General features: G+C 62.5%; 29 protein-coding genes and 1 pseudogene. 14 read left to right on the top strand and 16 right to left on the bottom strand.

The window, feature by feature from the left end:
• The first annotated feature begins 314 nt into the window (after positions 1-314).
• The 5 genes from NKH73_RS01505 to NKH73_RS01485 all read left to right on the top strand — a co-directional run bounded on the left by NKH73_RS01505 (position 315) and on the right by NKH73_RS01485 (position 4,346).
• Entirely contained in the window at positions 315-1,508 is a 1,194-nt protein-coding gene (locus NKH73_RS01505) for an MFS transporter (RefSeq protein ID WP_352927035.1), read from the top strand.
• Positions 1,505-1,978: a cyclophilin-like fold protein gene (locus tag NKH73_RS01500; RefSeq protein ID WP_502893903.1), complete on the top strand. Its 474-nt coding sequence runs from the start codon at positions 1,505-1,507 to the stop codon at positions 1,976-1,978. Before NKH73_RS01505 ends, NKH73_RS01500 begins: the two co-directional genes overlap by 4 nt.
• Positions 1,979-2,004: 26 nt before the next feature.
• Positions 2,005-3,021 carry a zinc-dependent alcohol dehydrogenase family protein gene (locus NKH73_RS01495; protein ID WP_352927032.1) on the top strand — a complete coding sequence of 339 codons (1,017 nt, stop codon included), beginning with the start codon at positions 2,005-2,007 and terminating at the stop codon, positions 3,019-3,021.
• Positions 3,022-3,169: 148 nt separating this feature from the next.
• Positions 3,170-3,562: a (R)-mandelonitrile lyase gene (locus tag NKH73_RS01490; protein ID WP_352927664.1), complete on the top strand. Its 393-nt coding sequence runs from the start codon at positions 3,170-3,172 to the stop codon at positions 3,560-3,562.
• 25 nt (positions 3,563-3,587) lie between these two features.
• A complete protein-coding gene (locus NKH73_RS01485) occupies positions 3,588-4,346 on the top strand; it encodes a carboxymuconolactone decarboxylase family protein (protein ID WP_502893904.1) in 759 nt (252 codons plus the stop codon).
• Between the two features lie 30 nt (positions 4,347-4,376).
• Here the strand turns inward: NKH73_RS01485 and NKH73_RS01480 are convergent, their stop codons facing one another.
• Positions 4,377-5,273 carry a LysR family transcriptional regulator gene (locus NKH73_RS01480; RefSeq protein ID WP_352927028.1) on the bottom strand — a complete coding sequence of 299 codons (897 nt, stop codon included), beginning with the start codon at positions 5,271-5,273 and terminating at the stop codon, positions 4,377-4,379.
• A gap of 157 nt (positions 5,274-5,430) precedes the next feature.
• Between NKH73_RS01480 and NKH73_RS01475 the strand changes: the two genes are divergently transcribed.
• From NKH73_RS01475 to NKH73_RS01460, 4 genes are all read left to right on the top strand, one after another.
• Positions 5,431-5,877: a (2Fe-2S)-binding protein gene (locus tag NKH73_RS01475; RefSeq protein ID WP_352927025.1), complete on the top strand. Its 447-nt coding sequence runs from the start codon at positions 5,431-5,433 to the stop codon at positions 5,875-5,877.
• 10 nt (positions 5,878-5,887) lie between these two features.
• Complete coding sequence (locus tag NKH73_RS01470) at positions 5,888-8,125, top strand: xanthine dehydrogenase family protein molybdopterin-binding subunit (protein ID WP_352927023.1); 2,238 nt, start codon at positions 5,888-5,890, stop codon at positions 8,123-8,125.
• The gene (locus tag NKH73_RS01465) at positions 8,122-8,496 is read left to right on the top strand and encodes a c-type cytochrome (RefSeq protein ID WP_352927019.1); all 375 of its coding nucleotides are present in this window, start codon (positions 8,122-8,124) and stop codon (positions 8,494-8,496) included. The genes NKH73_RS01470 and NKH73_RS01465 overlap by 4 nt, the downstream gene beginning before the upstream one ends.
• A gap of 74 nt (positions 8,497-8,570) precedes the next feature.
• Positions 8,571-8,846: a hypothetical protein gene (locus tag NKH73_RS01460; protein ID WP_352927016.1), complete on the top strand. Its 276-nt coding sequence runs from the start codon at positions 8,571-8,573 to the stop codon at positions 8,844-8,846.
• Between the two features lie 294 nt (positions 8,847-9,140).
• Here the strand turns inward: NKH73_RS01460 and NKH73_RS01455 are convergent, their stop codons facing one another.
• Complete coding sequence (locus NKH73_RS01455; RefSeq protein WP_352927013.1) at positions 9,141-9,290, bottom strand: hypothetical protein; 150 nt, start codon at positions 9,288-9,290, stop codon at positions 9,141-9,143.
• Positions 9,291-9,417: 127 nt separating this feature from the next.
• On the opposite strand from NKH73_RS01455, the gene NKH73_RS01450 reads away from it, so the two are divergent.
• On the top strand, positions 9,418-11,289 hold the full coding sequence (locus NKH73_RS01450; protein WP_352927010.1) for an adenylate/guanylate cyclase domain-containing protein: 1,872 nt from the start codon (positions 9,418-9,420) through the stop codon (positions 11,287-11,289).
• 130 nt (positions 11,290-11,419) lie between these two features.
• Here the strand turns inward: NKH73_RS01450 and NKH73_RS01445 are convergent, their stop codons facing one another.
• The 3 genes and pseudogenes from NKH73_RS01445 to NKH73_RS01435 all read right to left on the bottom strand — a co-directional run bounded on the left by NKH73_RS01445 (position 11,420) and on the right by NKH73_RS01435 (position 14,319).
• The gene (locus NKH73_RS01445) at positions 11,420-12,673 is read right to left on the bottom strand and encodes a DUF5996 family protein (RefSeq protein WP_352927008.1); all 1,254 of its coding nucleotides are present in this window, start codon (positions 12,671-12,673) and stop codon (positions 11,420-11,422) included.
• Positions 12,674-12,879: 206 nt separating this feature from the next.
• Positions 12,880-13,155: pseudogene (locus NKH73_RS01440) on the bottom strand (pirin family protein); the annotation flags it as partial.
• Between the two features lie 270 nt (positions 13,156-13,425).
• A complete protein-coding gene (locus NKH73_RS01435) occupies positions 13,426-14,319 on the bottom strand; it encodes a LysR family transcriptional regulator (RefSeq protein WP_352927006.1) in 894 nt (297 codons plus the stop codon).
• 153 nt (positions 14,320-14,472) lie between these two features.
• Here NKH73_RS01435 and NKH73_RS01430 point away from each other — a divergent pair, with 153 nt between their 5' ends.
• Entirely contained in the window at positions 14,473-15,126 is a 654-nt protein-coding gene (locus NKH73_RS01430; protein ID WP_352927003.1) for a hydrolase, read from the top strand.
• 181 nt (positions 15,127-15,307) lie between these two features.
• Here the strand turns inward: NKH73_RS01430 and NKH73_RS01425 are convergent, their stop codons facing one another.
• Positions 15,308-16,261: an aldo/keto reductase gene (locus tag NKH73_RS01425; RefSeq protein ID WP_352927000.1), complete on the bottom strand. Its 954-nt coding sequence runs from the start codon at positions 16,259-16,261 to the stop codon at positions 15,308-15,310.
• A 171-nt stretch (positions 16,262-16,432) separates the two neighbouring features.
• Between NKH73_RS01425 and NKH73_RS01420 the strand changes: the two genes are divergently transcribed.
• Positions 16,433-17,332, top strand: a complete 900-nt coding sequence (locus NKH73_RS01420; RefSeq protein WP_352926998.1) for an AraC family transcriptional regulator — start codon at positions 16,433-16,435, stop codon at positions 17,330-17,332.
• Positions 17,333-17,339: 7 nt separating this feature from the next.
• On the opposite strand, the gene NKH73_RS01415 is transcribed toward NKH73_RS01420, so the two are convergent.
• The gene (locus NKH73_RS01415; RefSeq protein ID WP_352926996.1) at positions 17,340-18,233 is read right to left on the bottom strand and encodes an NAD(P)-dependent oxidoreductase; all 894 of its coding nucleotides are present in this window, start codon (positions 18,231-18,233) and stop codon (positions 17,340-17,342) included.
• Between the two features lie 66 nt (positions 18,234-18,299).
• The gene (locus NKH73_RS01410) at positions 18,300-19,064 is read right to left on the bottom strand and encodes an SDR family oxidoreductase (RefSeq protein WP_352926993.1); all 765 of its coding nucleotides are present in this window, start codon (positions 19,062-19,064) and stop codon (positions 18,300-18,302) included.
• Between the two features lie 223 nt (positions 19,065-19,287).
• On the opposite strand from NKH73_RS01410, the gene NKH73_RS01405 reads away from it, so the two are divergent.
• The gene (locus tag NKH73_RS01405; protein ID WP_352926991.1) at positions 19,288-19,683 is read left to right on the top strand and encodes a winged helix-turn-helix transcriptional regulator; all 396 of its coding nucleotides are present in this window, start codon (positions 19,288-19,290) and stop codon (positions 19,681-19,683) included.
• Positions 19,684-19,948: 265 nt separating this feature from the next.
• Here the strand turns inward: NKH73_RS01405 and NKH73_RS01400 are convergent, their stop codons facing one another.
• Together NKH73_RS01400 and NKH73_RS01395 are read right to left on the bottom strand one after the other, a co-directional pair.
• Positions 19,949-20,497, bottom strand: coding sequence for a flavodoxin (locus NKH73_RS01400; RefSeq protein ID WP_352926988.1), 549 nt, complete (start codon positions 20,495-20,497; stop codon positions 19,949-19,951).
• 53 nt (positions 20,498-20,550) lie between these two features.
• Positions 20,551-21,540 carry an aldo/keto reductase gene (locus NKH73_RS01395; protein WP_352926986.1) on the bottom strand — a complete coding sequence of 330 codons (990 nt, stop codon included), beginning with the start codon at positions 21,538-21,540 and terminating at the stop codon, positions 20,551-20,553.
• Between the two features lie 167 nt (positions 21,541-21,707).
• On the opposite strand from NKH73_RS01395, the gene NKH73_RS01390 reads away from it, so the two are divergent.
• The gene (locus NKH73_RS01390; protein WP_352926983.1) at positions 21,708-22,472 is read left to right on the top strand and encodes a LysR substrate-binding domain-containing protein; all 765 of its coding nucleotides are present in this window, start codon (positions 21,708-21,710) and stop codon (positions 22,470-22,472) included.
• On the opposite strand, the gene NKH73_RS01385 is transcribed toward NKH73_RS01390, so the two are convergent.
• From NKH73_RS01385 to NKH73_RS01360, 6 genes are all read right to left on the bottom strand, one after another.
• On the bottom strand, positions 22,440-22,607 hold the full coding sequence (locus NKH73_RS01385) for a hypothetical protein (protein ID WP_352926980.1): 168 nt from the start codon (positions 22,605-22,607) through the stop codon (positions 22,440-22,442). The two genes, NKH73_RS01390 and NKH73_RS01385, sit on opposite strands and share 33 nt — an antisense overlap.
• The gene (locus tag NKH73_RS01380; RefSeq protein WP_352926978.1) at positions 22,598-23,026 is read right to left on the bottom strand and encodes a DUF4405 domain-containing protein; all 429 of its coding nucleotides are present in this window, start codon (positions 23,024-23,026) and stop codon (positions 22,598-22,600) included. Before NKH73_RS01380 ends, NKH73_RS01385 begins: the two co-directional genes overlap by 10 nt.
• Positions 23,027-23,100: 74 nt before the next feature.
• Entirely contained in the window at positions 23,101-23,526 is a 426-nt protein-coding gene (locus NKH73_RS01375) for a (R)-mandelonitrile lyase (protein WP_352927659.1), read from the bottom strand.
• 75 nt (positions 23,527-23,601) lie between these two features.
• Positions 23,602-24,042, bottom strand: a complete 441-nt coding sequence (locus tag NKH73_RS01370; protein ID WP_352926975.1) for a carboxymuconolactone decarboxylase family protein — start codon at positions 24,040-24,042, stop codon at positions 23,602-23,604.
• A gap of 81 nt (positions 24,043-24,123) precedes the next feature.
• On the bottom strand, positions 24,124-25,146 hold the full coding sequence (locus tag NKH73_RS01365; RefSeq protein ID WP_352927656.1) for an alpha/beta hydrolase: 1,023 nt from the start codon (positions 25,144-25,146) through the stop codon (positions 24,124-24,126).
• Positions 25,147-25,305: 159 nt separating this feature from the next.
• Positions 25,306-26,340 carry an alpha/beta hydrolase gene (locus tag NKH73_RS01360; protein ID WP_352927653.1) on the bottom strand — a complete coding sequence of 345 codons (1,035 nt, stop codon included), beginning with the start codon at positions 26,338-26,340 and terminating at the stop codon, positions 25,306-25,308.
• Positions 26,341-26,612: the final 272 nt, after the last annotated feature.

Here is a 26,612-nt window from a genome sequence, read left to right as displayed (position 1 = left end):
CAGAAAATTGGCGACCCCACTCGCTGGTCGGCACCCGACGGACGGCTTCTGACCAAAGGACCAGAAAGCGGATACTTAACTCAGCACCGCTATCGACGTCTTCCGACCAAAGCAGACATTGATGGCCTTTCTTACAGTGAGAGTTTCGTCCGCTGGCCAAGCCCCAAGTCAGCCACAGTCTTTTATGGCTCAGGTCGATAAGTCCAAGTGGATTACTCCATCTAATTCGATCAGCGTAGGGACGCTATTTTTCTGGACATAGCGGTGTGCCGGCGGCGTGAGCGAGCCGCAGCCGTCTTGGAAGGACTCCCTTGATGGTAACCACCACCTACGACACTAGACTTGTCCGTGACCGCGCCGCATGGGGCGCGGTGCTCTCGATGGCGCTTTGCGTCGCCGTGCTGATCGCGTCGGAGTTCGTGCCTGTCAGCCTGCTGACTCCGATCGCGGCCGATCTCGGCATCACCGAGGGCCGGACCGGCCAAGCCATCTCGATCTCCGGCGCCTTTGCCGTGATCACCAGCCTGCTGGTCGCCAGCCTCACGCGCCGGATCGACCGCAAGCTTGTCGTGATCGGCTTCACAATGCTCCTGATCGTGGCCGGGCTCGCTGTCGCCTTCGCGCCGAATTACGCATTCCTCATGGTCGGTCGCGCACTGCTCGGCGTCGCGATCGGCGGCTTCTGGTCAATGTCGACGTCAATCGTCATGCGCCTGATGTCCGAAGACCTTGTCCCCAAGGGGCTCGCCATGCTGAACGCGGGCAACGCGATCGCGGCGACAATCGCCGCACCGCTCGGCAGCTTCCTCGGCGCCTATGTCGGCTGGCGCGGCGCCTTTTTCCTCGTCGTGCCGCTTGGCCTTCTGGCGCTGGTCTGGCAGTGGATCAGCCTGCCGCCGCTTCCGCCGCGTGGCAGGCGGGCGTCCGGCAACGTGCTGTTGCTGCTTCGCCGCCGCCCGGTCGCCCTCGGCATGGCTTCCATCCTGATGCTCTTCATGGGGCAGTTCGCGCTCTTCACCTATCTGCGCCCGTTCCTGGAGAACGTTACGGGTCTCGCCATTCCAGCGCTCTCGGCCATGCTGCTGGTCATGGGTCTGGCGGGTGTTGCCGGCACATGGTGGATCGGCCGGCTGCTGCAAACCCGCCTTTTCGGCATTCTGATCGCCATCCCGCTCGTCATGTCGGTTCTTGCCGTCGCGCTGATTGCGTTCGGAACTATACCTGTGCCGGTTTCCTTGCTCCTGGTCGCCTGGGGCTTCTTCGGCACCGCCGCGCCCGTCGGGTGGGGTACCTGGCTGAGCCGTACGCTTCCCAACGACGCGGAGGCCGGCGGCGGACTGCAGGTCGCCATCATTCAGTTGGCGATTACGAGCGGTGCGGCGATCGGCGGTATGCTCTTCGATGCGATCGGCTGGTGGAGCGCTTTCGCGTTCGGTGCGGCGCTTCTCTGCGGATCATCGCTCTTCGCAGTCGCCGCACGGCGCGAAGCTCGGAGTTCTCTTCCGTGATCATCAAGCAGCCAGCCCTGGACCGTCGGACGTTGCTCGCTGCCGCACTCGCAACGGCGGTCCTGCCGCATCTCGCCCACGCCCAGCAAGACAGGGACCGAGCCAGCCAGGAGCCTACCAACATGCGGATCAGCATGACGTTCGACGGTCGGACCATGACCGCCACGCTTTACGACAACCCCTCTGCCCGAGATTTTTTCTCCATGCTGCCGCTCGATCTGACGATCGAGGATTTCAGCAACAACGAGAAGATCGCCCATCTGCCGCGCAAGCTCACCGAAGAGGGCAGCGGCCCCTTCGGGAACGAGCGGCCCTACGACCTCTGCTACTTCATGCCCTGGGGCAATCTAGCGATGTTCTACGCCGACTACCGTCATCCGGGGCTGGTCAGGCTCGGCCGCTTCAACGAAGGCTATGAGGCTTTGCACGTGCGTGGCGAGTTTCCGCTGCGCATCGAAGCCATCTGCTGACGCAACGAAAAGAAAGGTGCACTCCCATGCTTGCAACAGTTCTTCACAAGCCGGGCGACATCCGCTGCGAAGAGATTGCCGATCCCAAGATCCTCAAGCCGTCCGATGCCATCATCAAGCTTTCGGCGAGCTGCATCTGCGGGTCGGATCTGTGGCCCTATCGCGGGTTGCAGCCGGTGGATCGTCCGCTGCATATGGGCCACGAATATTGCGGCATCGTCGTCGAGGTCGGCAGCGAGGTCCGCACAGTCCGGCCCGGCCAGTTCGTCGTCGGCTCGTTCTGCATCTCGGATAACACCTGCCCGCACTGCCGGTTCGGCTTCCAGTCGTCCTGCGTGCAACGCGAGTTCATGAGCGGGGCGCAGGCGCCTTACGCCCGTGTGCCGTTGGCGGACGGCACGCTGGTAGCCACGGCGGAAGTTCCTTCCGCCGACCAGGTGCCGGATCTGCTCGCGGTGTCCGATGTGCTCGGCACAGGCTGGTATGCGGCGGACGCGGCAGAAGTCAGGGAAGGTTCGACCGTCGTCGTGGTTGGTGATGGCGCTGTCGGTCTGATGGGTGTGCTTGCCGCCAGGGAGATGGGCGCTGAGCGCATCATCGCCATGAGCCGGCACGAGACCCGACAGAAGCTAGCCGGCGAGTTCGGCGCAACCGACATCGTGGCCGAGCGCGGCGACGAAGGCGTGGCCCGCATCAAGGACCTCACCAATGGCGTAGGCGCAGATTCGGTGCTGGAATGCGTCGGCACAGCGGAGTCGTTCGATCAGGCGCTGGCGTGCTCGCGCCCCGGCGGCACCATCGGCTATGTCGGCGTTCCGCACGGTGTCAACTTCGACGGCCAGCGGCTCTTCTTCGGCCAGAAGCGCATGCTCGGCGGCCCGGCTCCAGTCCGCCGCTTCCTGCCCGACCTCATGGACCGCGTGCTGAACGGCAAGATTAAGCCCGGCAAGGTCTTCGATCTCCAACTGCCGCTGGCGGAAGTCGCCGACGGATACCGCGCCATGGACGAGCGACGCGCGATCAAAGTGCTGCTTCGGGTCTGATCCTGGCGCGGCGACATCTGAGCGCCCCCCTGGCTGTGCGGCTGTTCCTTGCATGCCCCATGAACGGAGAAAGACTATGACCAAAACCCTGTCGTTGAGCGCCGCCTCGCTGGCGCTGCTCGCCTGCGTATCCGCCCAGGCCCAGACAATGCAGGTCTCGCCCAACGGGTCGCGGGCTTCAATTCCGGGTCCGGCCGAAACCTTCACGGGCGTCGTCACGGTCACGCCGCTGTTCGCGGCCAGCGAGCACAGCAATGCCGGCGGCGGCCTGGTCGAGTTCACACCGGGCGCTCGCTCTCACTGGCACACGCATCCGGCAGGCCAGACGCTGATCGTTACGGCCGGCACGGGTTGGGTCCAGGAAGAAGGCGGAGAGAAGATCGCCATCAAACCCGGCGACGTCATTTCAACCTCGCCAGGGGTTAAGCACTGGCACGGCGCCGCCGCCGACAGTTCCATGAGTCATATCGCGATAACGCCATCGCGTGACGGCAACGTCGTCGAATGGCTCGAGGCCGTCACCGACGAAGAATATCGTTAGTAGCAAACTCGACACGAAGGAGAAGATCATGAAATCCATCGCAGCTCTCGCGCTGGCAATGACCTTTGCACCTGTCACAAGCAAGGCGGCTTCAGGTGTCGAAGAAGATATCTCGTCTGTCGCTCCGGCTCTGCAGAAGTATGAGGAGACCCTCGACAACGGGCTTTGGACAAGGCCTGGTCTGTCCGCTCGTGACCGCAGTGTCGTGACGGTCGCGGCCGTCGTCACCCGCAACCAGGCGGGCCTCATGCCCGAGCAAATCCGCCGCGCGCTCGACAACGGGGTCAAACCCGCCGAGCTCTCGGAACTCATCACGCATCTGGCCTTCTACGCGGGGTGGGGCAACGCCATGGCGGCGGTCGATGCGGCCGGACCAATCTTTGCGGAGCGTGGCATCGGCGCAGACCAGCTTCCCGCGGCCAACCCAACGCTGCTTCCGCTCGATAAAGAACAGGAGGCCCGACGTGCCGCGAGCGTCGAGCAGACCACCAACCCCGCCTCTCCGGGCCTTGTGCGGGACACGACGGAAGTGCTGTTCGGCGACCTGTGGCTGCGTCCGGACCTTGCACCGCGCGACCGAAGCCTGGTCACGGTCAGCGCCCTGATTTCTGCTGGCCAGGTAGCCCAGATGCCCTTCCATCTGAACCGCGCGATGGATAACGGTCTGAGTCGCGAGGAGGCCTCCGAGGTCATCAATCATCTCGCCTACTACGCAGGTTGGCCGAACGCATTTTCGGCGGCGCCAGTCGCGCGCGAGGTGTTCGAGAAACGTGCAAACCCGTGATAGCCGCGAGACACGGGTCCTGCCGGCACCTCACACCTCCCCTTGCCGCAGCGCATCGACGATCACCTTGAAGGCGGGCAGGCCCTGCCGGCGGCTTGGATAGTAGATGTAGTAACCCGGGAATTTCAGGCACCAGTCGTCCAGCGTCTGGACGAGCTCGCCGGACGCGACCTGCCGTTCCACAAGGCTCTCGGGGACGAAGGCAATGCCGTAGCCTTTCAGAGCCGCATCCACCATGGGGTAGTTCGTGTTGAAGGTGATCTGCCCGTCCACCCGGACGCGAAGTTCTTGACCGTCCTTCTCGAACTCCCAGGCGTAGAGTCCACCGCCCCGTGTCTGGCGCATGTTCATGCAGTTGTGGCCGATCAGCTCCTGCGGATGCCGGGGCGCAGGATGCATGGCGAAATAGGCGGGCGAGGCGACGGCGACCATCCGCCAGTCCGGACCGATGCGAACCGCGATCATGTCCTTCTCGACACTTTCCCCTAACCGGACGCCGGCGTCGAAACCGTCCTCGACGATGTTGCGAAGCCCGTTGTCGATGCTGAACTCCAGCCTGATGTCCGGATAGTCGGCGAGCACCGGCGCGAGCTTCGGCCAGACGACGCTTTCGAATGCATGATCCGAAACCGTCAGCCTGATGGTGCCGGCGGGCTTGTCGCGGAATTCCATCAGCGCGGCGATCTCCGCCTCGATCTCCGCGACACGCGGCGCGAGAGACTGCCGCAGGCGTTCGCCCGCCTCGGTAGTCGCCACGCTTCGCGTCGTGCGCATGAGCAGCCTGATGCCCATCGCCGTTTCCAGGCGCTTGATCGTGTGGCTGAGCGTGGACTGCGTGATACCGAGCTTCGCTGCCGCGCGCGTGAAGCTTTTTTCCTCGGCCACAGCCAAGAACCATAACAGGTCGTTGAAGTCTTCCTTGGCCATGCCGCTGTCCGCTGATCAGAGTGAAGATTTATGCCTCTGGTCGATAGACGCAAGCGAATTACGCGGTCTAGTCGAGATGATCCGGGACACCTACTCTTCGGGTTCGACGAGCCAACAGCCAGTCGCGCTGGCTTTCTGCGAACACGAGGAGAACGCCATGGAACTGACCGTCAACGGCTCGACGCATCGGGTCGAAGTCGAACCAGATACCCCGCTGCTCTGGGTGTTGCGTGACTCGCTTGGCATGACCGGCACGAAATATGGCTGCGGCGTGGCCCAGTGCGGCGCATGCACGGTGCTGATTGACGGACAGGCGACGCGCTCCTGCGTCACTCCAGTTGATAGCGTGGTTGGCATGGCGATCACGACCATCGAGGCCATCGAGCAGGATGCCGAGGGCAGGAAAGTGGTCGAGGCGTGGGTCGCCCATCAGGTGCCGCAATGCGGCTACTGCCAATCGGGCCAGGTTATGGCCGCCACCGCGCTCCTCAAGCAGACCCCGCAGCCGACTGAGGACGACATCGCGGCGGCGATGGTGAATCTCTGCCGCTGCGGCACCTACAACGCGATCTCGGCTGCCGTCCGGCAGGCCGCGCAGGCTTGAGGAGAGTTCCATGAACGACATGACCCCCATCCGGGACGGCCGGTCTACGCGCGGCGAAGACGGTCCGCTCAATGTCTCGCGTCGCGGCTTCCTCGGCGGCGCCGCGGCGCTGGTGCTGTCAGTGACCGTGCCGGTTGGGCGGGCTCGCGCGCAGACCGCGGCTGCTGTGGCGCCCGGCACGCGCGTCAACGCCTTTTTGGAAGTCCGCCCCGACAGCACCGCTCTGTTCCGGAGCGCCTTCATCGAAGGCGGGCAGGGTATCTTCACCGCCATGGCTCAGATCGTCGGTGAGGAACTCGATGTCGATCCCGCGCAGTTCGTGGTGGAAGGAGCACCTCCTGGACCCGACTACCTTTTGACCGGCGGCGGCCGCTTCACCGGCGGCAGCATGTCGGTCCGCATGAGCTACGAGACTATGCGCAAGCTCGGTGCCTCGGCGCGCCAGATGCTGATGCAGGCCGCGGCCGAACGGCTCGGTGTGCCGGTTTCTGAACTGTCGACGGAACCGGGCCGCGTGGTGCATGCGGCATCCGGGCGGACGATCCCTTACGGGGACATCGCCGGCGACGCTGCCGAACTGCCGGTCCCGGCCGACGTCGTGCTGCGCGACCCTGCCGACTTCCGCTGGATCGGCAAGCCCGTTCCGCGGCTCGACGCGCGAGACAAGTCCACAGGTCGCGCGCACTACGCAATCGACCTCAAAGTGGACGGCATGCTTCATGCTGCCGTCCAGCACAGCCCACGTCTTGGTGGCGAACCGGGCGCGCTGGCGAATGAGAGCGAAGTCCAGACGATGCCCGGCGTGGGTTCCATCCACCGGCTGCCCGGCGCGGTGGCGGTCCTGGCCGACGGCTGGTGGCGGGCGCGCCGCGCCGTGGAAGCTCTTCAGGTGACCTGGACCGAGCCAGCGGCTGGAACGGCTCACGCGATGCCGGCCGACTTCTCTTCGGACGCGCACAAGGAAATGCTGAAGGCGACCCCGGGCGACGGCATTGCCTTCGAGCAGGAAGGCGATGTCGCGAGTGCTCTTGGAGGGGCAGTGCGCGTTGTCGAGGCCACCTATGACGCGCCCTATCTTGTCCACGGGCAACTCGAGCCGCCGTCGGCGATCGCGCGCTGGAACGAGGACGGCACGCTGGAGCTGTGGATTCCCAACCAGGCGCCGGAGATGTTCCAGGCCGATGCTGCCGAGGTCGCAGGCATCGAGCAGGACAAGGTCATCATTCACTCCCCCATACTCGGCGGCTTCTTCGGCCGGCACTTCCTCTACCAGACGGCCAACCCGTTCCCGCAGGCCATCCTGCTCGCCAAGGCTGTTGGCCGACCTGTCAAGCTGATTTGGAGCCGCGAGGAAGAGTTCCTGCGCGACACGCTGCGGCCGATGGGCGCCGTGCGCTTCCGCGCGGGCCTGGACGCCGCCGGTCTTCCGGTTGCGCTTGATGCTGTGGCGGTAGGCGAAGGCCCAACCGGTCGCTGGTTCGGCCGCCAGCCGGACAAGGTCGACAGTTCGGCGGTCGAGGGCATTGCCGGGAAGGTCTATGCGATCAACAACAGACGTGTCGCGCAGATCCACGTGGACGACCCGGCGATCATCGGCTTCTGGCGCTCGGTCGGACATTCGATGAACGACTTCTTCTACGAGACGTTCTTTGACGAGATGGCCGATGCAGGCCAGCAGGATCCTTACGAGTTGCGCCTGCGGCTCGTGGCGGACAGCCCGCGGCACAGCAATCTCCTTGAGGCAGTCGCCGTCCTCTCCGGCGGGTGGAAGCGCGGTCCATTCACCGCGGAAGACGGCACACGGCGCGCCCGCGGCGTCGCAATGGCCTCGCCCTTCGGTAGCGAGGTCGCGACGATCGCCGAAGTGTCGCTCAGGGATGGTGGGGTCGTGGTCCACGACGTCTGGGTGGCAATCGATCCAGGCAGCATCGTCAATCCGGCAATCATCGAGGCGCAGGTCAACTCGGCAGTCGCACTCGGCCTGTCCTCGGCTCTGCTTGAGGAAGTTGTCTATGTCGACGGCCTGCCGCAGGCGCGCAATTTTGATGGGTATCCGATCCTGCCGCCCGACCGCATGCCGCGCGTGCATGTTCGCATTGTCGAGAGCGGAGCGCCGATGGGCGGTATCGGCGAACCAGGTCTCCCGGGCGTGCCGCCTGCCGTGGTCAACGCCGCCTCGGTGCTCGCCGGCCAGCGCATCCGCACCCTACCGCTTTCGAGGCTCGACTTGAAGGGAGTCGAAGGATGAGGAATGCCGTCCTCGCCGCGACGGCGCTAGTCGCAGTGTCCTGGGCGACGCACGCGTCTGTTGCCCAGGATGCAAGTGCCGCTACAGCAGAGCGCCTGTTCCGGCAGCGCTGCGGCGCTTGCCACCAGATCGCGACAACCCGCAACGGCGTCGGCCCGCATCTGCAGGCCGTGATCGGCCGTGCCGCCGGCAGCCTCGAAGGGTTCAACTACTCGTCGGCCCTGCGCGACTCTGGCATCACCTGGACACCCGAAACGCTGGAAAGCTACCTTGCGAACCCGACCGCCATGGTGCGCGGCACGAAGATGGTCCAGCGCTTCAACAACGCAGACGAGCGGCGCAGCATCAAAGAATTCCTAGGTATCAAGTGACGCGGCGGCGAAGTCTCCGTCGGATACGCGGCGACCCGACCCCACGACGCTTCAACGCAGGCCGTCGAGCCATAATGGCCAAGGCAAAATTCCTGGTCCAGAAGGTTCGCCGCATAGTGAACCCGGGACCGTCAGCCGGGCTGACGGCGTATAGGGATGTCGGCGAGGGGGTAGCGCAGGAGGAACTGAAGGGCCTGTCCTACATGTTTTGGGGCCGCCTTGCTGCGCTTGCTATCCTTGCGATCTGGACTCTCACGCTGCCGTTCGAACGTTCGTTCGGATATCTCTCCGCCATTGCGGCCTTTGCGCTGCTTGGCGCTGAAAAAACGTGCAAATTTATGCCGTTTTGAACAGTCTGCAACGTTATGAGTACCTGAAGCATCTGACTACGAATCTGGGGGTCAGGAGTTCGAATCTCTTCGGGCGCGCCAATTGAAATGTACATCCAGACCTAGTTGGCACAGACCAAATTGCGATGAAGGGCGAAGCAGCGCTGAACTGGTTTGTTGGCCCTGCAGTGCTGTCATCGCCCGCGGAGCGCTCCGATCAGGAGAGTGAACGGGGGGAATTCTGGCGGCGGCTTGGATAATAGAGATGATAGCCCTGGAAAGGGCGGGCCAGTCCTCCAGCCCCTGCTGAAGCCGTCATTCAGCAAGGACGGGGTGCGGCGCGTGGTCGGGCAGGCAGGCAAGGCCCAGGCCGTTCAACGCGGCGTCGCCCTCCGCCAGTGCGGCGACGGACGGCTCCGGACGAAGCAGATCACGGCTGACGAAGGTCAGAACGGTGTAGGCCACAATCGTCACGCATTTGTGAGCTGTGTATAAGTCTTTCCGGGATTATGGGTCTAATCTTGGGCCGTGCGTCGCCTTAAGTATCAGTAACGATAGTCCGCGCATGGCCCGCCGCTCAGGAATAATGCTGATGGAACGCAAGCTCGCGGCAATCATGGCCGCCGATATCGTCGGCTACAGCCTGCTGATGGCTGAAAACGAGGCTTCCACCTACGCGAAGCTGCGCGCTGTTTTCGATGAGCTCATTGACCCGACCATAGCCCGCCATGGCGGGCGCATCGTCAAGACAGCGGGAGACGGCTTTCTCGCTATGTTTCCCAGCGTCAACGAAGCGGTTGATGCGGCGCTGGCCATACAGGAAGGCTTCGACAAGGGCCCGTTCGAGCTGCGCATCGGCATCAATCTTGGCGATGTCATCGAAGATGACGGCGACGTATACGGCGATGGCGTCAATGTGGCCGCCCGTCTTGAGGCCATGTGCGATCCGGGGCAGATATTCGTCAGCGGCGCCGTGGTGATGGCGGCCGACCGCAACAGCGCGGACAGGTACGTCCGCATCGGCCGCAGGCGGGCCAAGAACATTCCCGAACTTCTCAACGTCTACCGCGTAAGGCGCGCGGGCTCTCCGTGGTCGCTCTGGCGGCAGGTGCCGCAGGTGCTGCGCAGCACCGCTGCCCGCTGGTCTTATGGCGCGGCCGCCATAGGCCTCATCCTCATCGGCACCCAAATCCAGCCGCTCTCCCTGGCAGCTATGGTCAGCCGCATCCCGTCGGTCTTGTCGATGGACCAGAGCCGCGCCGACCCCCGGCCGTCAGTGGCGGTCATGCCTTTTGCCGCGATGAGCGGCAGCGGCGAGCAATCGTATTTCGCCGACGGACTGACCGAAGATGTGACGACAGCCCTTGCCCGCAATTCAGAGCTGCAGGTAATCGCGCGCGATTCCACCTACGCCGTTCACGGGCAGGACACGGACGTGCGCAAGCTCGGGGCGAAGCTCGGCGTCGATTATGTGGTTGAAGGCAGCGCCCGCCGTGAAGGCGACCAGCTTCGCGTGTCGGCGCAGCTGATCGATGTAAAGACAGGCGCGCATCTGTGGTCGCGCAGTTTCGACCGGCAGGTCGCCGACGTGTTCACCGTCCAGAGCGAACTGACCACTGAAATCGTCGCGCAGATCGCGCCCTATATCGGCAGGACCGAGGCGGCGGCGGCAGCGGAGCGCCCGACCGACAACCTGCAGGCCTATGACCTCGTGCTGCAGGCCCGCAACCGCTACCGGCACGGCACCAATGACACGCAGGACATTCTGGAAGCGCGGGGCCTCTATCAGCGCGCCCTTGAAATGGACCCGTCCTATGCGGCCGCCCGCGCAGGCCTCGCGCTCACCTTTATCGCCAGCGTGGCGCAGAGCGGTGACGGCCGGGCAAACGCCCAGGAGCTCCATCTTGGGCTTAGTGAAGCCCGGCAGGCGGTCCGTCTCGATCCCAATCTTGGGCTTGGCTATCAGGTCATCAGCTTCGGGCTTGCCCTTCAGGGCGACTATTCAGGCGGCTTGCAGGCCGCACGGCGCGCTGTGGAGCTCAACCCGAACGATCCCGACAGCATGATGGCGCTTGCAAAGGCGCAGGTTCGCTTCGGGGAATATGATGATGCCGTCACCAACGCAGAGCGGGCCCGCCGCCTTCATCCTATGGCGCCCGAGTACTATGCCTATGTGCACGGGCAGGCGCTCTACGCGGCTGACCGCCGCGATGAGGCTTCCGCCGTCATAGGGGAATGCCTGATCCGGGCGCCGCGCGATGCAAACTGCCTTCTGATTCAGGCCGCTTTGCAGGCCGGGGGCGGAGAGGTCGAGGCAGCCCAGCAGACGATGGCAAAGCTGGTCGAGGCGCATCCGGCATTCTCGCTGGAAGCAGAGCGCGCTTACCGCCGGTTCGGTGACAGGCCGCTGATGGAAGAGTTCCTGCAGGACCTCGCAAAGGCCAAGGCCCCTGAATCCGCCTGAAATTTTTGCCATTTCCACGACGCCAGCAGCGAAAATTGCCGCCAATTGCCGCTGGACTACGTCCGCCGCTTACGGTGGTAGGAGTCGGTCGGAGCCGGTACGTTGGCGGGTGGAGGAAGTTACGCGCAGCCTATGACCGACGCAGCACGTCCTGCCATTCGACATGACGGTCGATCTGCGCTTTTGCGAACGGACAAAGCGGAATGATGGCGACCCCTTCGCGCCGGGCATCCTCGACCGCCTGGCGTACCAGTCGCTCGCCGACCTTGCGGCCACGCAACGCCGCTGGAACTTCGGTATGGTCGATGATGATCAAACCTTCGCCGGCCCGGCTATAGGTCATCTCAGCTTCGACGCCGTCGACGAGCATCCGGTAGCGTCCCTTCGATGCGGTATCCTCCCGTTCGACCTTTTCGACGGTCAATGGAGAGGCAGGGCCCGGCTGCTCGGCGTCATGCGGCCGCGCCTGACCCCGCCGCCCTGGCACGCAGTCCAGTAGGTCGCGGTCCCATCTTCCGAGATCGGCCGCGGCGTCGTAGGTCGAGACGAGAAACTCCATAAGCGCCGCGTCGGGATTTGCGGCCGACTGAACGGCATCGTACGGCAGGATGAATTCCGATAGGCCCTCATGCCAGAACGCGCCCTCGGGCCGGACCGACGCGCCCCTGAAGCCACTCGGCGCCGGATAGGCGTAGGCATAGAACGCCGGGTAATCGATGCCGCCACCGCCGGGCCAGAAACCTGCTGAGGAGACCTCGCGGTCGTAGGCTTCCTGTGCCACATCGTTGGGCAATGAAGGAATACCGCCGGGATGGAGAGGCGCGCGCCGCCCGGAAAAGCGGGTGACGGCCAGGTCAAAACTGCCCCAGAACAGGTGAACGGGACTGGACTTGCCAAGAAACGAGGTCCGGAACCGATTGAATACCCTGTCGACCGCCACCGATGCGTGATGGAAGCGCTGAACGGCTTCCCGGTCATAGGGCCGGTCGCGATGATCTTCGGTGAACGGCACGGGGTTGGGCACCTCGTTCGGTTTGCCGTTAAAGGTCGGCGTGCCTCCAAGTTCGGAAATCAACTGCACGAAATTGGCGTGGAACGCCGCGACTGTGGATGGCCCGAGCGCAAACGATGCTTCGCGACCATTGCCGCTTGTGCCGACAACCATATGGTCCCGAAGGTCGAAGAGGATCTCAATGCCTGGGCCGTCGGGGATCGGCGAGGAGGTCAGGCCGAGCGGCGTGACATAGAAGGTCGCGTTCCAGGAATGGTTGAGCCACGGGGTATGAGCAAGGCGATATTTCCCGGCGATCTGCAAATAGAGATGCAGGGCTGAACACGTCTCGCGCCAGCCGAGGTAGTCCAGGTGGGGCCACTTGTTGCTCATTCTGCTTTCTCCATTCAGAACACACCCGGCACGCGACGCGTCATCTCGTCTGAACCGGCCGGGTCCGTGACACCCTTCTTGGCGCCGGCCAGTCTTAGCACCGGCCAGTCCGGTAGGGGAATGTGCTCATCTCGGTCATCGATCGGGAGATCGAAACGTCCCTTGCCCCAGTCCTCGGCGCGTTAGTCGGCCTTCGCTTCTTCGATGCGGTCCTTCGAGGAGCCGCGAAAGAGGTACGTGACAGTGCCAAGATCGATATACGGATGCGGCCAGACGTCGACGCCCTGCCCGGTCAGCAGTTCGGCCGGGCCGGCCTGATCGAAGAAAATGAACGGTCCGACCATCTGCCGCTTCGGCGCCGGCAACGCGCGCCGAACCTTGAAGCCGCCCAGGTCTCGAGCGCGCGGGACGATGAGCGTTTCGATCGCGTCGATGCCCACCGCATCAGGGCAGCCGGGGTCGATTGCCGGGTTCCAACTCATGAGCGTCATCCTCTCTTGGGCTTACGGGAGCCTCGCCCTTGCCGATACGAATGCCCGATCGCGATTAATCCGGACCGCGCGAGCGGGAAGAGCGCTTTCGGCCCGAGGAATGCCTAAACTGGCGAGCGACCGTCTGCCCAACTAGTCCTGTGATACGTCAAGCTGTGTCGCGGTAAGTGGAACGTGCGGGCAATGTCGTCGGGCTCAGCGGCTCGCAGTAGAGCAACCGTCGAACGCAATTCTTCATAAGGCTTCGCCCCCGTTCGTGTTTTAACGGTCGAGACCCCAAACGTTCGGATTTCGTGCGAAGTACTCGATCAGCATCTCGGTGAGGACCCGGACTTTCCGTGTGGGGTGCTTACCCGGCGGTCGGACGACATACGCGCCTGCCGAAGGTGGGGGATAGCGTGTCATAATTGGAACGAGTGCTCCGGAGGTCACATAGTCATACGTGATGCAATCGGGGAGCCAAGCAATGCCGAGCCCTGCCACTGCGGCGGCGGCAAGCGCAGTAGCGTTATCGGCCTTGAACCTGCCCTGCGGCTGAACCGTGACGATCTTGTCGCCATCCATGAACTGCCAGGCTTCCGTCCCCTGCATGAGGGCCTGATGGGTGACGAGTTCATCTGGCGTCTGAGGTGAACCGCTTGCTTTGATATAATCCGGACTTGCGACGAGCTTTCCATAGATCGGTCCGATGCGCTTCGCAATCAGGTTCGAGTCCTGAAGGTACCCGACCCGGATCGCGCAGTCGAAACCGTCTGCGATGAGATCAACGAAGCGATCGCTGTATGAGGCATGGATATGGAGCTTCGGGTGCTGGTGCGCCATTTCCGCAAGCACGGGGGCGAAGTGCGTCGGGCCGAAGGAAAGCGGCATCGCGACCCTCAGGCGGCCGCGCAGATCACCAGTTGGGAAGATCGCTTCCCTGGCCGTGTCGATTTCGGCGCTGGCTCGGGCCGCATGGTCCCTGAACGTGATTCCCGCTTCTGTGAGCGCGGCGCCGCGGGTCGTTCTTGCAAGAAGCTGGACGCCAAGCTCCGCTTCAACCCGAAAGAGCCGCCGACTGACGATTGACTTGGAGACGCCGAGCCGGCGCGCGGCGGCCGACACGCCCCCCGCATCGGCCACTGCGACGAATGTCTGTAGATCTTCGATATCCAATTCGGCGTTCCTCGTTTCGCGACACAGATTGCCTGACTATGGCACTACCGCATCGCCAAAGGGAACGGTAAATTGCGTCCAGGCAACGTCGCCGCTGGCGTATGTCTCCCGTGAACCCATCGCCGTCCATAGCGGCAGAGAAAGGAAGTCTTGATGACCCCTCGTAACGGCCTCGATTCGCTTCTTCGTCCTGAAGACTCGGTCCTCGTTCTGATCGATCACCAACCTTATCAGCTCGCAAGCCTGAACAGCCACGATCCGCATATGGTGGTCAACAACACGACCGCGCTGGCGAAGCTAGCAAAAGCCTTCAATGTTCCGACCATTCTCACCAGCGTGATCGCGGCGCGCGGTGGACTTCTCTTTAAGCAGATCACCGACGTATTTCCGGACCAGGAAGTCATCGATCGCACCTGGGTGAACACCTGGCAGGACGAGAATGTGGTGAACGTCGTCAAGGCGACCGGCCGCAAGCAGCTGATCATCGCCGGCCTGTGGACCGAGGTCTGCGTCGCAATGCCTGTGATCCAGGCCGCCGGCGAAGGCTGGGACGTGACCGTGATCACCGACGCGTCGGGCGGGATTTCGACGGAGTCTCACGAAGTTGCCATCCAGCGAATGATCGCGGCCGGCGCGAACGTGATGACCGTGATGGCGCTCGCTGGCGAATGGCAACGCGATTGGGCGCGCACCGAGCATGTCGAGGAGCTGACCGAGGTTCTCATCCAGCACTTCGGCGGCAGCGGCATCGCGTATCTTTGGGAGCAGCAGCTTCTCAACACGCCGGTGCCAAGCGCCGCGGGCTGATCTGGGCGGGGGTGACGAAAGTCCTGAGCGATCAGCGCCAACACGCTGACTGCTTATCGAGCTCAGTCATCCCCGCTCCACAAGCCGCCCGCCCATGCCTGAATGCAGGGCGGCCTGCATGATCAACGGCCACTACCTCCAGCCATTACCCGCGACTGATGACCGCCGGACGTATTTAGACTTACATCTCTTTTTCCCACCAGCCGCGGGTGTTCACATTAGCGGCGTCAGCGAGAGCTTCCAGCTCTGCAATGTCGTCGCTGGAGAGCGTCATATCGGTGGCCCGGACCAGACCATCGATGTAGTTGGGCTTGGTGACGCCGATGATCGGCGTCGTGCCCTTGGCGATGGCCCACGCCGTCGCGACATCGGGCGCTGCTGCACCCTGCTTCTGGCCGATCGAGGCGAGTTTGTCCGTCAGCGCCTTCAGCGGAGGCAGCATGCCATTGTAAGTCTCCGCCCGGCTGCTGCCTTCCGGCAGCGGGTTCTCCGGACTGTACTTGCCGGTCAGGGCGCCCTGTTCAAGCACCATATAGGCGAAGAACGGGATGTCATGCTTGCGGCAGTAGTCCAAGATGCCAGCATCCTCAGAGCTGCGGTAGAGGAGGCTATAGTGATTCTGGATGGCTTCGACCCGAAGCCCGGCTTCTCCGAGGATCTGGTTGGCGAGCTCGATTTCGCTCAGGTTGTGATTCGAGACGCCGACATGTCTGACCTTCCCGCTCTTCAGCAACGGGATCAGGTACGGCGTCCACCGCGCTACATCTGCTGGATTGTGAATCCAGTAGAGGTCGATGTAGTCGGTACCGAGGCGTGCCAGGCTCTGCTCCAGCATGTCCGCAACCGGATCGTCCCTGGTCTCCGCGGCCTGTGGAGTGAACTTCGTGGAGAGCTGGTAGTCGCTGCGGGCGTAGCGCTTCAATAGTTCTCCGAGTACGGTCTCAGAACGGCCCATGCCGTACACAACGGCGGTGTCCCAGAGGGTAAATCCGGCCGCATGCGCCTTGTCCACGACCTCTTCCAGACCAGCCTGAGTGAGGCTGCTGCCGAAATATCCGTTGCCAGTCTCGCCGCTGTCGCCCCAAGCCCAGGTGCCCAGTGCGACCGTGGGTGTCTTCAGTTTATCGCTTGTCATGTTTGCTCCATACTTGTTCCGCGGCCAGGTTGCTGCAACCGAGGCGCCGCTGACACTGTGATGCGCGGCGACCTCGAACCGTTAGCCTGATGCGCCGGAATTACTGCCCAATCCTCCAGAAGCCGCGGGTTCGCATTGCCGCCCTTGCGCGCGCGTGCGATGGTCAGATTCATGGAAACATTGACCGAAATCGCGGCCGTGATTGCCCGGCACGTCTCGAAGGATGGCTTTCACGCCACCCCCATCGAGCGTGTGACGCTTGTTCGATCCTCCACGGTGACGATGCCGATGCCGAATGTTTACAGGCCGCAACTGTGCCTTGTCGCGCAGGGGCGCAAAGAGGTTACGCTGGGCGACCGCATGTTCAGATATGCACCGGGGCGCTATGGGGTCGTGACCTACGACCTGCCAGTTATAGGCCATGTGGTCGAGGCGACGCCCGACAAGCCCTATCTCTGCCTGTACCTCGATTTCGATCCGGTCATGCTGGGGGAGTTGGCGTTGCGCGTGCCGCCGCCACCGGGAGCACCACCCCCGCCCATAGGCAAGACCGTCTCCGACGCCGGCGCGGGTCTGCTTGACGCGGCTCTACGCCTGCTGCGCCTGCTCGACGATCCGGCAGCGCTGCCCATGCTCGGGCCGCTTGCCGAGCAGGAAATTCTCTATCGCCTGCTCGCCGGCCCGGATGGCGCCAGGATGCGCCACATCAGCTCCAGCCAGGGTCGGGTGGCCCAGGTCGGCCGCGCCATCGCCTGGATCGGGAAGAACTTCCGGGAACGGTTCAGTATCGAGCGGCTTGCCGCGGAAGTAGGAATGAGTCCGTCGAGCCTGCACGAGCATTTCCGCGCCGTGACGGCGATGACGCCGCTGCAGTTTCAGAAGCAACTCAGGCTGCAGGACGCGCGCAGCCTGATGCTGGTCCAGGACATCGACGTCGCGACTGCCGCCTTCCGCGTCGGTTACGAAAGCCCGTCGCAGTTCAGCCGTGAATATCGCCGCCACTTTGGAGATCCGCCGGCGCGCGACATCGCCCGTTTGCGCGCTTCGCCGGGCTTGGCAGTGGTCGCTTGAGTTCAGCTCAGCCCGCCGCCCGCTGCCTCTCGGGCTGCGGCCTAGTCCTGATCATCTCGACCAGGCTGGCCTGGTCGGCATCGCCATAGCCCGATGCGACGGCTTTTTTTAAGAGCTGGAACATCGGCGCGATCAGCTCGGTGCTGACACCCTGGCCCTCGCTGGCCGCGATAAAGTTGTCGAAGGCCGCCGCCTGCATCTCGAGATTCGAGACGACATCGCTGCGGTAGTCGCCGCTGTCGATCCGCTGTGCCATGTCGGGCAGCCATGTCATGACCGCCCCGAGCCAGTTGGTCAGCATCGGCAGGAATTTTTCCGCCGGCACCTTTTCCGATCCGGTCAGCGCGAAGGCATGCGTAACGCCTGAGAACAGGCCATACATGGCGGTGAGCAGGGCAATGTCGTGCAACGGTGCCAGCCCGGCGTCGTCGCCGAGATATTTCGCCGCCCCCAGCGCGCCGAGCGCTTTCCCATGGGCCTCGAACGCCGCGTGCGCACCGCTGTAGAGGATCAGCGCCTCGGCTTGGCCGATCATCGGCGGAACCGCCATAATGCCGCCGTCGAGGTAGTCGGCGCCCTGGGTGGCTGCCCATTGCGCCATCTCGCGCGCCTGCGCTGGCGTGCCGTTGGTGAGGTTGACCAGCGTGCGGCCGGCAAGTGCATCCTTCGCCGGCTCGAGCGCCTCATACACGGTATCGTAGACCAGCAGGCAGGCGACCACGAGTCTGCTCGCCTCGACGGCATCCTTGACGCCTGCGGCGGCGACAGCGCCTTTGGCCACGAGGGCCTCGGCCTTGGCCGGCGAGCGGTTCCATACGGTCACGCTGAGGCCGCTTTTCAGGAGCGCCTCGGCTAAGGCCGAGCCCATGTCGCCAAGGCCGATGACGGATACGTCGGACATCTGTTTTCCTTTCTTTTTGGGTTCGATTGTGAAGTTACGCAGCGAGCTCTGCTGCGGCGTTCCTATTCACCCCATGGCCGGCGACAAGTCCTGGCCGAGGCCGCCGTCGACCTTGATCCGCTCGCCGGTGGTGAAGGTGGCGTCGAAGGCGAGGAACAAAACGGCGCGCGCCACTTCCTCCGGCGTGCCGTGGCGCTTCATCGGCGTCACCTCATCGCCGATCTTCATGAAGGCGGCGCGCTCTTCCGCCGAGGCGCCGGCCACACCCATGGTCGGCGTGTCGATGAAGCCGGGGCTCACCACGTTGACGCGGATTTTTCGCGGCAGGAGTTCCGATGCCAGCACCTTGCCGAAGGCGCGCAGCGCCGCCTTGCTGGCGGAATACACCGCCATGCCGGCGATGCCGGAATCCTCGGCGATCGACGAGGTAAAGACGATTGCGCCGCCCTCCTTGATCAGGGGAATGAGGCGCTGGGTGGTGAAAAAGGCGCCCCTGGTGTTGATGTCGAACTGGCGGTCGTAGGACGCTTCAGTGACCTGGTCGAACGGTTCCAGCTCCGACACGCCGGCGTTCACGTGCAGGAAATCGATCTCGCCAAGCTTCTGCTCCACTTCCGCGTTGAGCATTGCGATGTCGCCCATGCTGGCGACATCGGACCGGACCGCATGGACGCTGTCGCCAAGCGCCTGACGGGCGTCCGCGAGGTTCTTTTCACTGCGCCCCGTGATCAGGACCTCGGCGTCGCCGTCGATCAACGCCTGCGCCACCGCCAGTCCCATTCCATGCGTGCCGCCGATGACGACGGCCTTCTTGCCCTGAAATCTGCTCATGATTCGTCCTTATGCCGGCGCGAAGGGCGCCGCGGTCTGTCGGTTTGAAACTATCGGGAGCGGCCACTTTTTGCCGCGCGAAACTATCCCAGTGGAAGCCTTGCCGCTGGCCTTCTGCCCGCATGCTCCGCATCCTTAACCGAAGCTAGGCGGGTGCTTTCGATTGCACAAGTACAGACAAAAAAGTAAGGTACTTACCAAATCCTCAGAATTGGAGACTTCCTTGGCAAAAAAACAAAGAGAACTGCCGGACAGTTGCGGGTTGGGTCCCGCGCTCGCGGTGATCGGCGGCAAGTGGAAGGCACTTTTGCTCTGGCAGATCCACCAGGCGCAGCCCTGCCGCTTCGGCGAACTGAAAAGGCTGCAGCCGGACATTAGCGAGAAGATGCTGATCCAGCACCTGCGCGAGATGGAGGCGGACGGCATCATCCACCGCGAGGTGTTTCACCAGGTGCCGCCGCGCGTGGAATATTCGGCCACGCCGGAAGGCGCCGAGCTCGACCTGGCGCTCGCTCCGCTGGCGGAATGGGGCAAAAAGCACCAGGAGCGGACGGAGAAGGCGAAGGTCGGAGCGGTGAGGGCAGTCCGAACCGCGACGGAAGCAGCCGCGCCAGGGTAGCGCCGGATGTGGATAAAATTTCCGCTCGCCGGATGAAAGCGAGCGGATTATGTCGCCGTTTAAACGAGTTGAGGCTCGATCGGCAAATTCGGATGCGCGGTCTTTGCAGGACCGCCGTGGTGCAATCGAGTGAACGATCGTCGTGGTTTTGGGTAGGCTCCGGATAGGACGTGTTGCAGAGCGAGGTGCCGATAACGGCAGGCGTTGCGGATCTCTCGATGTTCGATCCCGAGGAAGGAGGCACCGCGCTTCGAACGCTCTGAAATCACCGCGCGACCTTTAACTCGTCCAGCCACTCTGTAACTCGTTCTATGGTCTGCCGCTCCTGGGGAGCCTGCATGGAAAATCCTTCGACAAGATTGGCCCGTCGCGCCTTGCTGGCGACAACACTCAAGCTATCGCCCAGCCCGTAGCCGCCATGTGTGATGAGGGAGATGATGGTTTTGCCCGAAAGATCGTGGGCGGCGAGGAATGATCGGACCACGGGCGGCGCTGTCATTCCCCAGATCGGAAAGGCAAGAAATACCGTTCTGTATTGGGCGATGTCGGCGAGGTTCGTCTTCAACGGCGGTTCGTAGCCGCGGGCTGTTTCCTGTTTCGCCTGCTCGACCGTCTCGAAATAGTCGTCAGGATAAGGCCGCTCCGGCTCGATCTCGAACAGGTCGGCTCGCAAGGCGCGACTTACCTGACCGGCCACGACGCGCGTGTTTCCGCTTCGCGAAAAATACGCAACGAGTGTCTTGCCTGCCGGGAGCTGCGCCGCTGTGGCCGGCGCTGCTCCCGCTGCCGTAAGAGATAGGAGCAGCGAGGTCATGAGGAGCTCCCTTCGCGTTGGATTTTCAGTCATGGCCTTTCTCCGAAAGCCGATCAAAGGCCGGTCATCTCGAGCACCGCTTCGGGCAGGCGCTCGCCTTGAATCTCGATCTTCGAAAGCGCTGTCGCGATCTCTTCCAGATCTTCAGCGGTCAGTGTCACGTCGACCGCGCCGAGGTTTTCTTCCAAACGATGGAGCTTGGTGGTGCCGGGGATCGGCACGATCCACGGCTTCTGCGCCAACAGCCATGCGAGGGCGACCTGTGCAGGCGTCGCACCTTTGCGCTCAGCGACAGCCTTTACGATGGCGACCAGCGCCATATTGGCTTTGCGGGCCTCGGGAGAGAAGCGCGGCACGCTGTTGCGGAAGTCCGTGGGGTCGAATCGGGTGTTCTCATCGATCTTGCCGGTGAGGAAACCCGCGCCGAGCGGACTGAACGGCACCAAGCCGATGCCAAGTTCCTCCAGTGTCGGCAGAAGCTCGGCTTCGGGTCCGCGCCAGAACAGGGAATATTCACTTTGCACCGCTGTCACCGGCTGCACCGCATGAGCGCGACGGATCGTCTGAATGCCTGCTTCGGAGAGGCCGAAATGCTTGACCTTGCCCTCCGCGATCAATTCCTTGACCGCACCCGCAACATCCTCGATCGGCACGTCGGGATCGACGCGATGCTGATAGAAAATGTCGATGCGATCGGTATTCAGCCTCTTGAGGCAGGCGTCGGCCACCGCCCAGATATGTTCGGGCCGGCTGTTGGTGCCGCCGCTGCGCGAGCCGGTATCAAGGTCGATATCGAAGCCAAATTTCGTGGCGATGACAACGTCGTTGCGGATCGGCGCAAGCGCCTCGCCGACCAATTCCTCGTTCACAAAGGGGCCATAGGCTTCGGCCGTGTCGAACAGGGTGACGCCGCGATCATGAGCAGCACGAATGAGTTTGATCATCTCCAGCTTGTCGGCAGCCGGACCATAAGCCGAACTCATGCTCATGCAGCCAAGGCCAAGGGCGGAAACGTTCAGGGTTCCAAGTTTTCGGGTTTGCATTGCGAACTCCAATCGACTGCTCGGAGGCACTTCACGCACGCGGGCTGGTCAGCTTCCAAGGGCCACGGCACTAAATTTAGCGCCTGCCGCAGCTTGCGATAAGATGCTATAATCTGCATGAGCCTTTTAGATGAGCTAACAAATCCAAATGGAAAACTTCAACGAGCTTGCTGGGATTGCGCCTCCTGACCCGCACCACGCGCAGCGTTGCCTCGACCGACGCCGGCGAACGCCTGCTGCGCACGATTGCGCCGCGTTTCGAGGAGATCGAAGCTGAACTTGCTGCATTGAGCGAACTTCGAGACAAACCGGCCGGGACGGTCCGTATTACGGCCGGTGAGCATGCTGCCATCTCGGTTCTACAACCCGCGCTCAAGCAGTTCCTGCCGGATTATCCGGATATTCAGGTTGAGATCATCGTCGATTACGGTCTGACCGACATCGTTGCCGAGGGATACGACGCGGGAGTTCGTATGGGCGAGCAGCTTGCGAAAGACATGATCGCCGTGCGTATTGGACCAGAATTGCGAATGGCAGTGGTCGCATCGCCAGCCTATTTTGAACGGTATCCGCCGCCCCAGACGCCACAAGAGCTTGCAGCGCACAAGTGCATCAATTCACGGCTGCCAACCTATGGCGGATTGTTCGCCTGGGGCCTTGAAAAGGATGGGCGCGAAGTTAAGGTACGCGGCGAAGGACAACTCGTCTTCAATAGTCTCAGCATGCGCCTCAGTTCAGCACTCGATGGCTTGGGGATTGCCTACCTGCCCGAAGACCATGCGATGTCCTATGTCGCGGATGGCCGGCTGGTTCGGGTTCTGGAGGATTGGTGCCCCTCCTTTCCTGGCTATCACCTCTACTATCCGAGCCGGCGGCAGCAATCGCCGGCGCTTGCCTTGTTAGTGGACGTTCTCCGGTATCGCGGCAACTGACCTGTGCCTTCTCGCCTGCAGCCATTTCATCGCGTAGTAGGGGAGAAACATATAGAGACCGGCTATCGCGATGTAGTGGACGAAGAAGCCTACGACGGATTCCTCAAAGTTCCACCAGTCGAGCGTCATCTGCATGGAAAGCTTTGTACCGACAGCCAGTTCGAACGACTCCACACGCCATGAATCGCGACCGCGACAGCCATTACCCGAAGCAAGAGCGTCCGGATGGCGTTGGGCTGTGAAATGCCTGTCAGCTTGCGTGCCACGCCCATGAGCATCGGCCAGCGCAGGCCGAGATGAACGGACACGATCAAGAGAACCCAATAGGCCGCTAGGGTGTGAATCTGCCGCACCGTGAAGCCGCCATACGCCGACATGACGCCGGACAGGGCATTGGAAATGGACACGCTGGTGACGAGCAGGGCCAACATCGCCAGCATCAGTAAAAACGTCACCACGATGTTGAACAGGCCGCGCGCCTCGCGGCGGGCTTTTGGAATCGTGCCGTACCAGCGGCGATTGAACAAATTATGCACGATGAGCAGCAGGAACATTGCGGTACCGGCCAGCTCATGCGCGACATAGGCCGCGATGCGAGCGGGCTGCGATGGATTGAGAGGGTTGGAGGTCAGCGCCGGTATTGCTCGTCTGAAACCTTTTCCATCCAGGTGACGCCGTTGCCGTTTAGCGATTCCGATATGGCGATATGGCTCATCGCTACGGTCGGGCTCGCGCCATGCCAATGTTTCACGCCTGGCGGAATCCAGACGGTGTCGCCCGGCCTGATCTCCTGTACGGGACCGTCCCAATGCTGGACGCGGCCGACGCCCGCGGTGACAATCAGTGTCTGACCGAGAGGGTGGGTATGCCAGGCTGTTCGTGCCCCCGGCTCGAAGGTGACAATAGCACCGCCGACCCGAGCAGGATCAGTTCCCTTGAAGCGGGAATCGACACGAACGGATCCTGTGAAATTCTCGGCAGGGCCGACGGCGGATGGCGTTGAGCCGACACGCGTAACGACGACCTCTGAGTTTGCATGGGCTGGAACGGTCATTGCGAATACGGCTGCTGCGACAACAATAGATTTCATCATGGCCTCAACGGTCGAAGGGCGGGCGTTTTCCGGCACTCACTTCTTCCTATTTTCTTCGAACACTTCCCTTGCGACACCCACAGCTGACACCCCGTTTGGCCAGCCCGAATAGAATGAGAGATGGGTGATCGCCTCAACGATCTCCTCTTCCGTCACTCCATTCTGGAGTGCCCGGTTCATATGGGAGCGAAGCTGGTCAGGGCGGTTGAGTGCGATAAGCGCTGAGATTGTAACAAGGCTGCGGTCGCGTTTGGAGAGCTGCGGGCGCTCCCAGACGTCACCGAAGAGCACGCCGTCAGTCAGTTCTGCCAATTTCGGGGCAATGTCGCCCATCAGCTGCTGCGCACGCGACTGCTGCTGGGCTGGAGCCGCATCGGAAGTCGCGGGGGTCTGGCTTTGGGCGTTAGCCAAGGTGGAAATTCCTCCAGATAGAAGCAGGCTGGTTGCGACAAGCAGATTTCGGGTGAACTTCTTCAATGTGTGACTCCTCGGGGTTTTGGTGGGAGGACGGACATAGCGCCCAGGACATAAATCCGAGCGCCATGCTGCTATCGGCGGTTATGAGCGGTCGGAAGCAAGGGTTCGGGCGAAGAACGGCGTCAGCTTACCCAACGCGGCTTCGACATAGTCGGGAACCCAATAGGTCTCGACATGGGTCGCGCCCTCGATCTTGAACAGTTCCTTGTCCTTCGTTCCGGTGGCTTTGGGGAAGGCGTCCTCGGTCATGTACAGGCTGTCGGCCTTGCTGCCCGCGATCATCAGCAGCGGCTGGTCGATCAGTTCCAGTTCGTCGGCAGCATCCCAGCGCATCAGGTCCAACAAGCTGCTCATCGTGTACTTGAAAGTCGAGTTGGGGTGCGCGTGCGTCTTCCAGTAGTATTCGTATCCCTGCCGGTACATTTCAAACGGCAGCGCGGCGATCTGCTCGTCCGTCAGATTGGCGTCGCCCGCGTAGAGGATTTCTCCGCCGGCCATTTCCTGGGCGCGGGCTGCCGTAACCTGCCGCAGGCGCTCCTGAATGGTGTCAAGTTGTGAATCCGCGAAGCCATTGCGACGTACCCGCCCGGAATTGAACATGCTGAGCGTCGCAACCGACTTGAATCGCTTGTCGGCTTTCGCCGCAGACAACGAGTATCCGCCGCCGCCGCAGATGCCGAGCAGGCCAAGTCGTTCGGCATCTACGCCTGCGTAGCGGGTGATGAAATCCGCTGCGCCGTGAATGTCCTCGATGCGGAATTGGGGTTTGTCGACGCTGCGCGGTTCGCCGCCGCTTCCGCCCTGATACGCGGCGTCCATCGTAATCGTGATGTAGCCCCGTTCAGCGAGGCGCTGGGCATACAAGCCCGCAACCTGCTCCTTGATGCCGCCGTTCGGGTGCGCCACGACGATGGCGGGATACTTCTGGCTCTCATCGTAGTTCGCTGGGGTGTAAACGTTGGCGACGACGTCCAGGCCATGAAGCGCGTATTTGACCGGGTGAATATTGACCTTGCCCGGCTCGTTCATTGTGATCGCGCCGCGATAGACCAAGCCAAACGGGTTCTGCTTGTAATCGGCTGCGGTAGCGGTTGTGGTCGTCATTGCCGGAACTCCTAGTATTGCACCCGAGAGAACAAACGCGGAGGCTCCGAGGAACTCGCGCCTTCTCTTGTCGATAACGTCGTTGGTCATTTCGAACTCCAATCTTTGATCCGCGGGGACACCTTGTTGCGCGCAGCGCCAAGCATCTGCGCAGGCGGATCAGTCCAGTTTCTTCTCGGCGAGGAACTGCGAGACCTGATCGGCGATCTGGAGGTTGTTCAGGTCGGACATCAGGAAGTGCGTGTTGCCCCGGATTCCGATCTCCGGAAGATGCACGAGCCGGGCGTCACCGCCGTGCTTGTTGACGGCGTCAACCCAGAGCTTCGCCATCGCAAGACGCACACGCCAATTATCCTGCCCGCGCTCCGTGGTCGGCTCGGTCGGGAAGTTGTCGCCGTAATAAATGATGATCGGAATGCGGGTAAGCTTCTCGAAATCCGCCAGCGGCACGGCCTCGGGCTTCAGCGTGCCGGCCGCGCTCGGCATCGCCTCGGGAAGTTCGCCTTCGGGGAAGATGAAGCCGCTACCCGGCTCGAAAGCGACGATGCCGCGAACCTTGTCGTTCTTGATCGCCGTCAGCCAGCCAGGCCCGCCGCCTTGCGAATGAGTGAACAGGATTGCCGGGCCGGTCTTCGTAAACAGCGCGGACATGGCATCCGAGATCACGCCAGCATCATACGGCCCGGTGTTCGGGGTGACGGACCGAAAAAACTGGTCGAGCGTCTCGGGCTTGCGATCGAACTGGACGTTATCAAAGAATTTCGGCCACTTGCCGAGCCGGAACTGATCGAAGAAGAGCTGGTCGTATGGCGTGGGCTCGACCGTCATGGCCATAGTGCTGTTGCCGGCGCGACCACGACGCGGCTGATCGACCAGATAAACCGGAAAGCCGAGGCGCAGGAAAATGTTCTGAAAGCCCTCGCGACCGTCAGACGTGGTCTCCCAACTCCTTCCCGACTGGTAGGCGCCATGCAGCATGACGATGGGCAGCGCCTTGGGATTCTCCGGAATCTGATAGAAGGCGTAGAGATGGTCGCCATGGAAGGTCTGCCCTTCGGCAGCCGGCGCGTTGTTGTTGTAGGTGCCGGGGGTGTTCAGAACCGACCCGCCGACCGCGAAGCTCCCTTGCTCTTGGATCGTCAGCGGCTCTCGTGTTGCCTTTTGATCGGCCGTTGCGCTGGCAGGGGCGATCATGATCACCGCCGCCAACAAGAACGCAACGTATCGGTGCAGTGAGTTCATGGCCTTCCCTTCGTCTCAACTAGCCGTCGTTGAAGAACGTAGGGTGGTCTCGATTGCTTGATTAGTCGCTAATATCGAAATGCGTCTTTAAGGCCTGCTTCACAATCTTGCTTGCTTCATTTCTGAATGAGGTTTGATGCCGGCCAGCAGTCAACACCATCAATCAGCGGCGATCGGCGGAACTCATGGGACGCGCCAGCACATTTCCATGTCTGCCATGACCC

The organism is Mesorhizobium sp. M0938 (assembly GCF_040319125.1).
Lineage (GTDB): Bacteria > Pseudomonadota > Alphaproteobacteria > Rhizobiales > Rhizobiaceae > Mesorhizobium > Mesorhizobium robiniae.
Note: the sequence above shows the minus strand (reverse complement) of the source record. Positions and strands in the feature narration are given on the sequence as shown.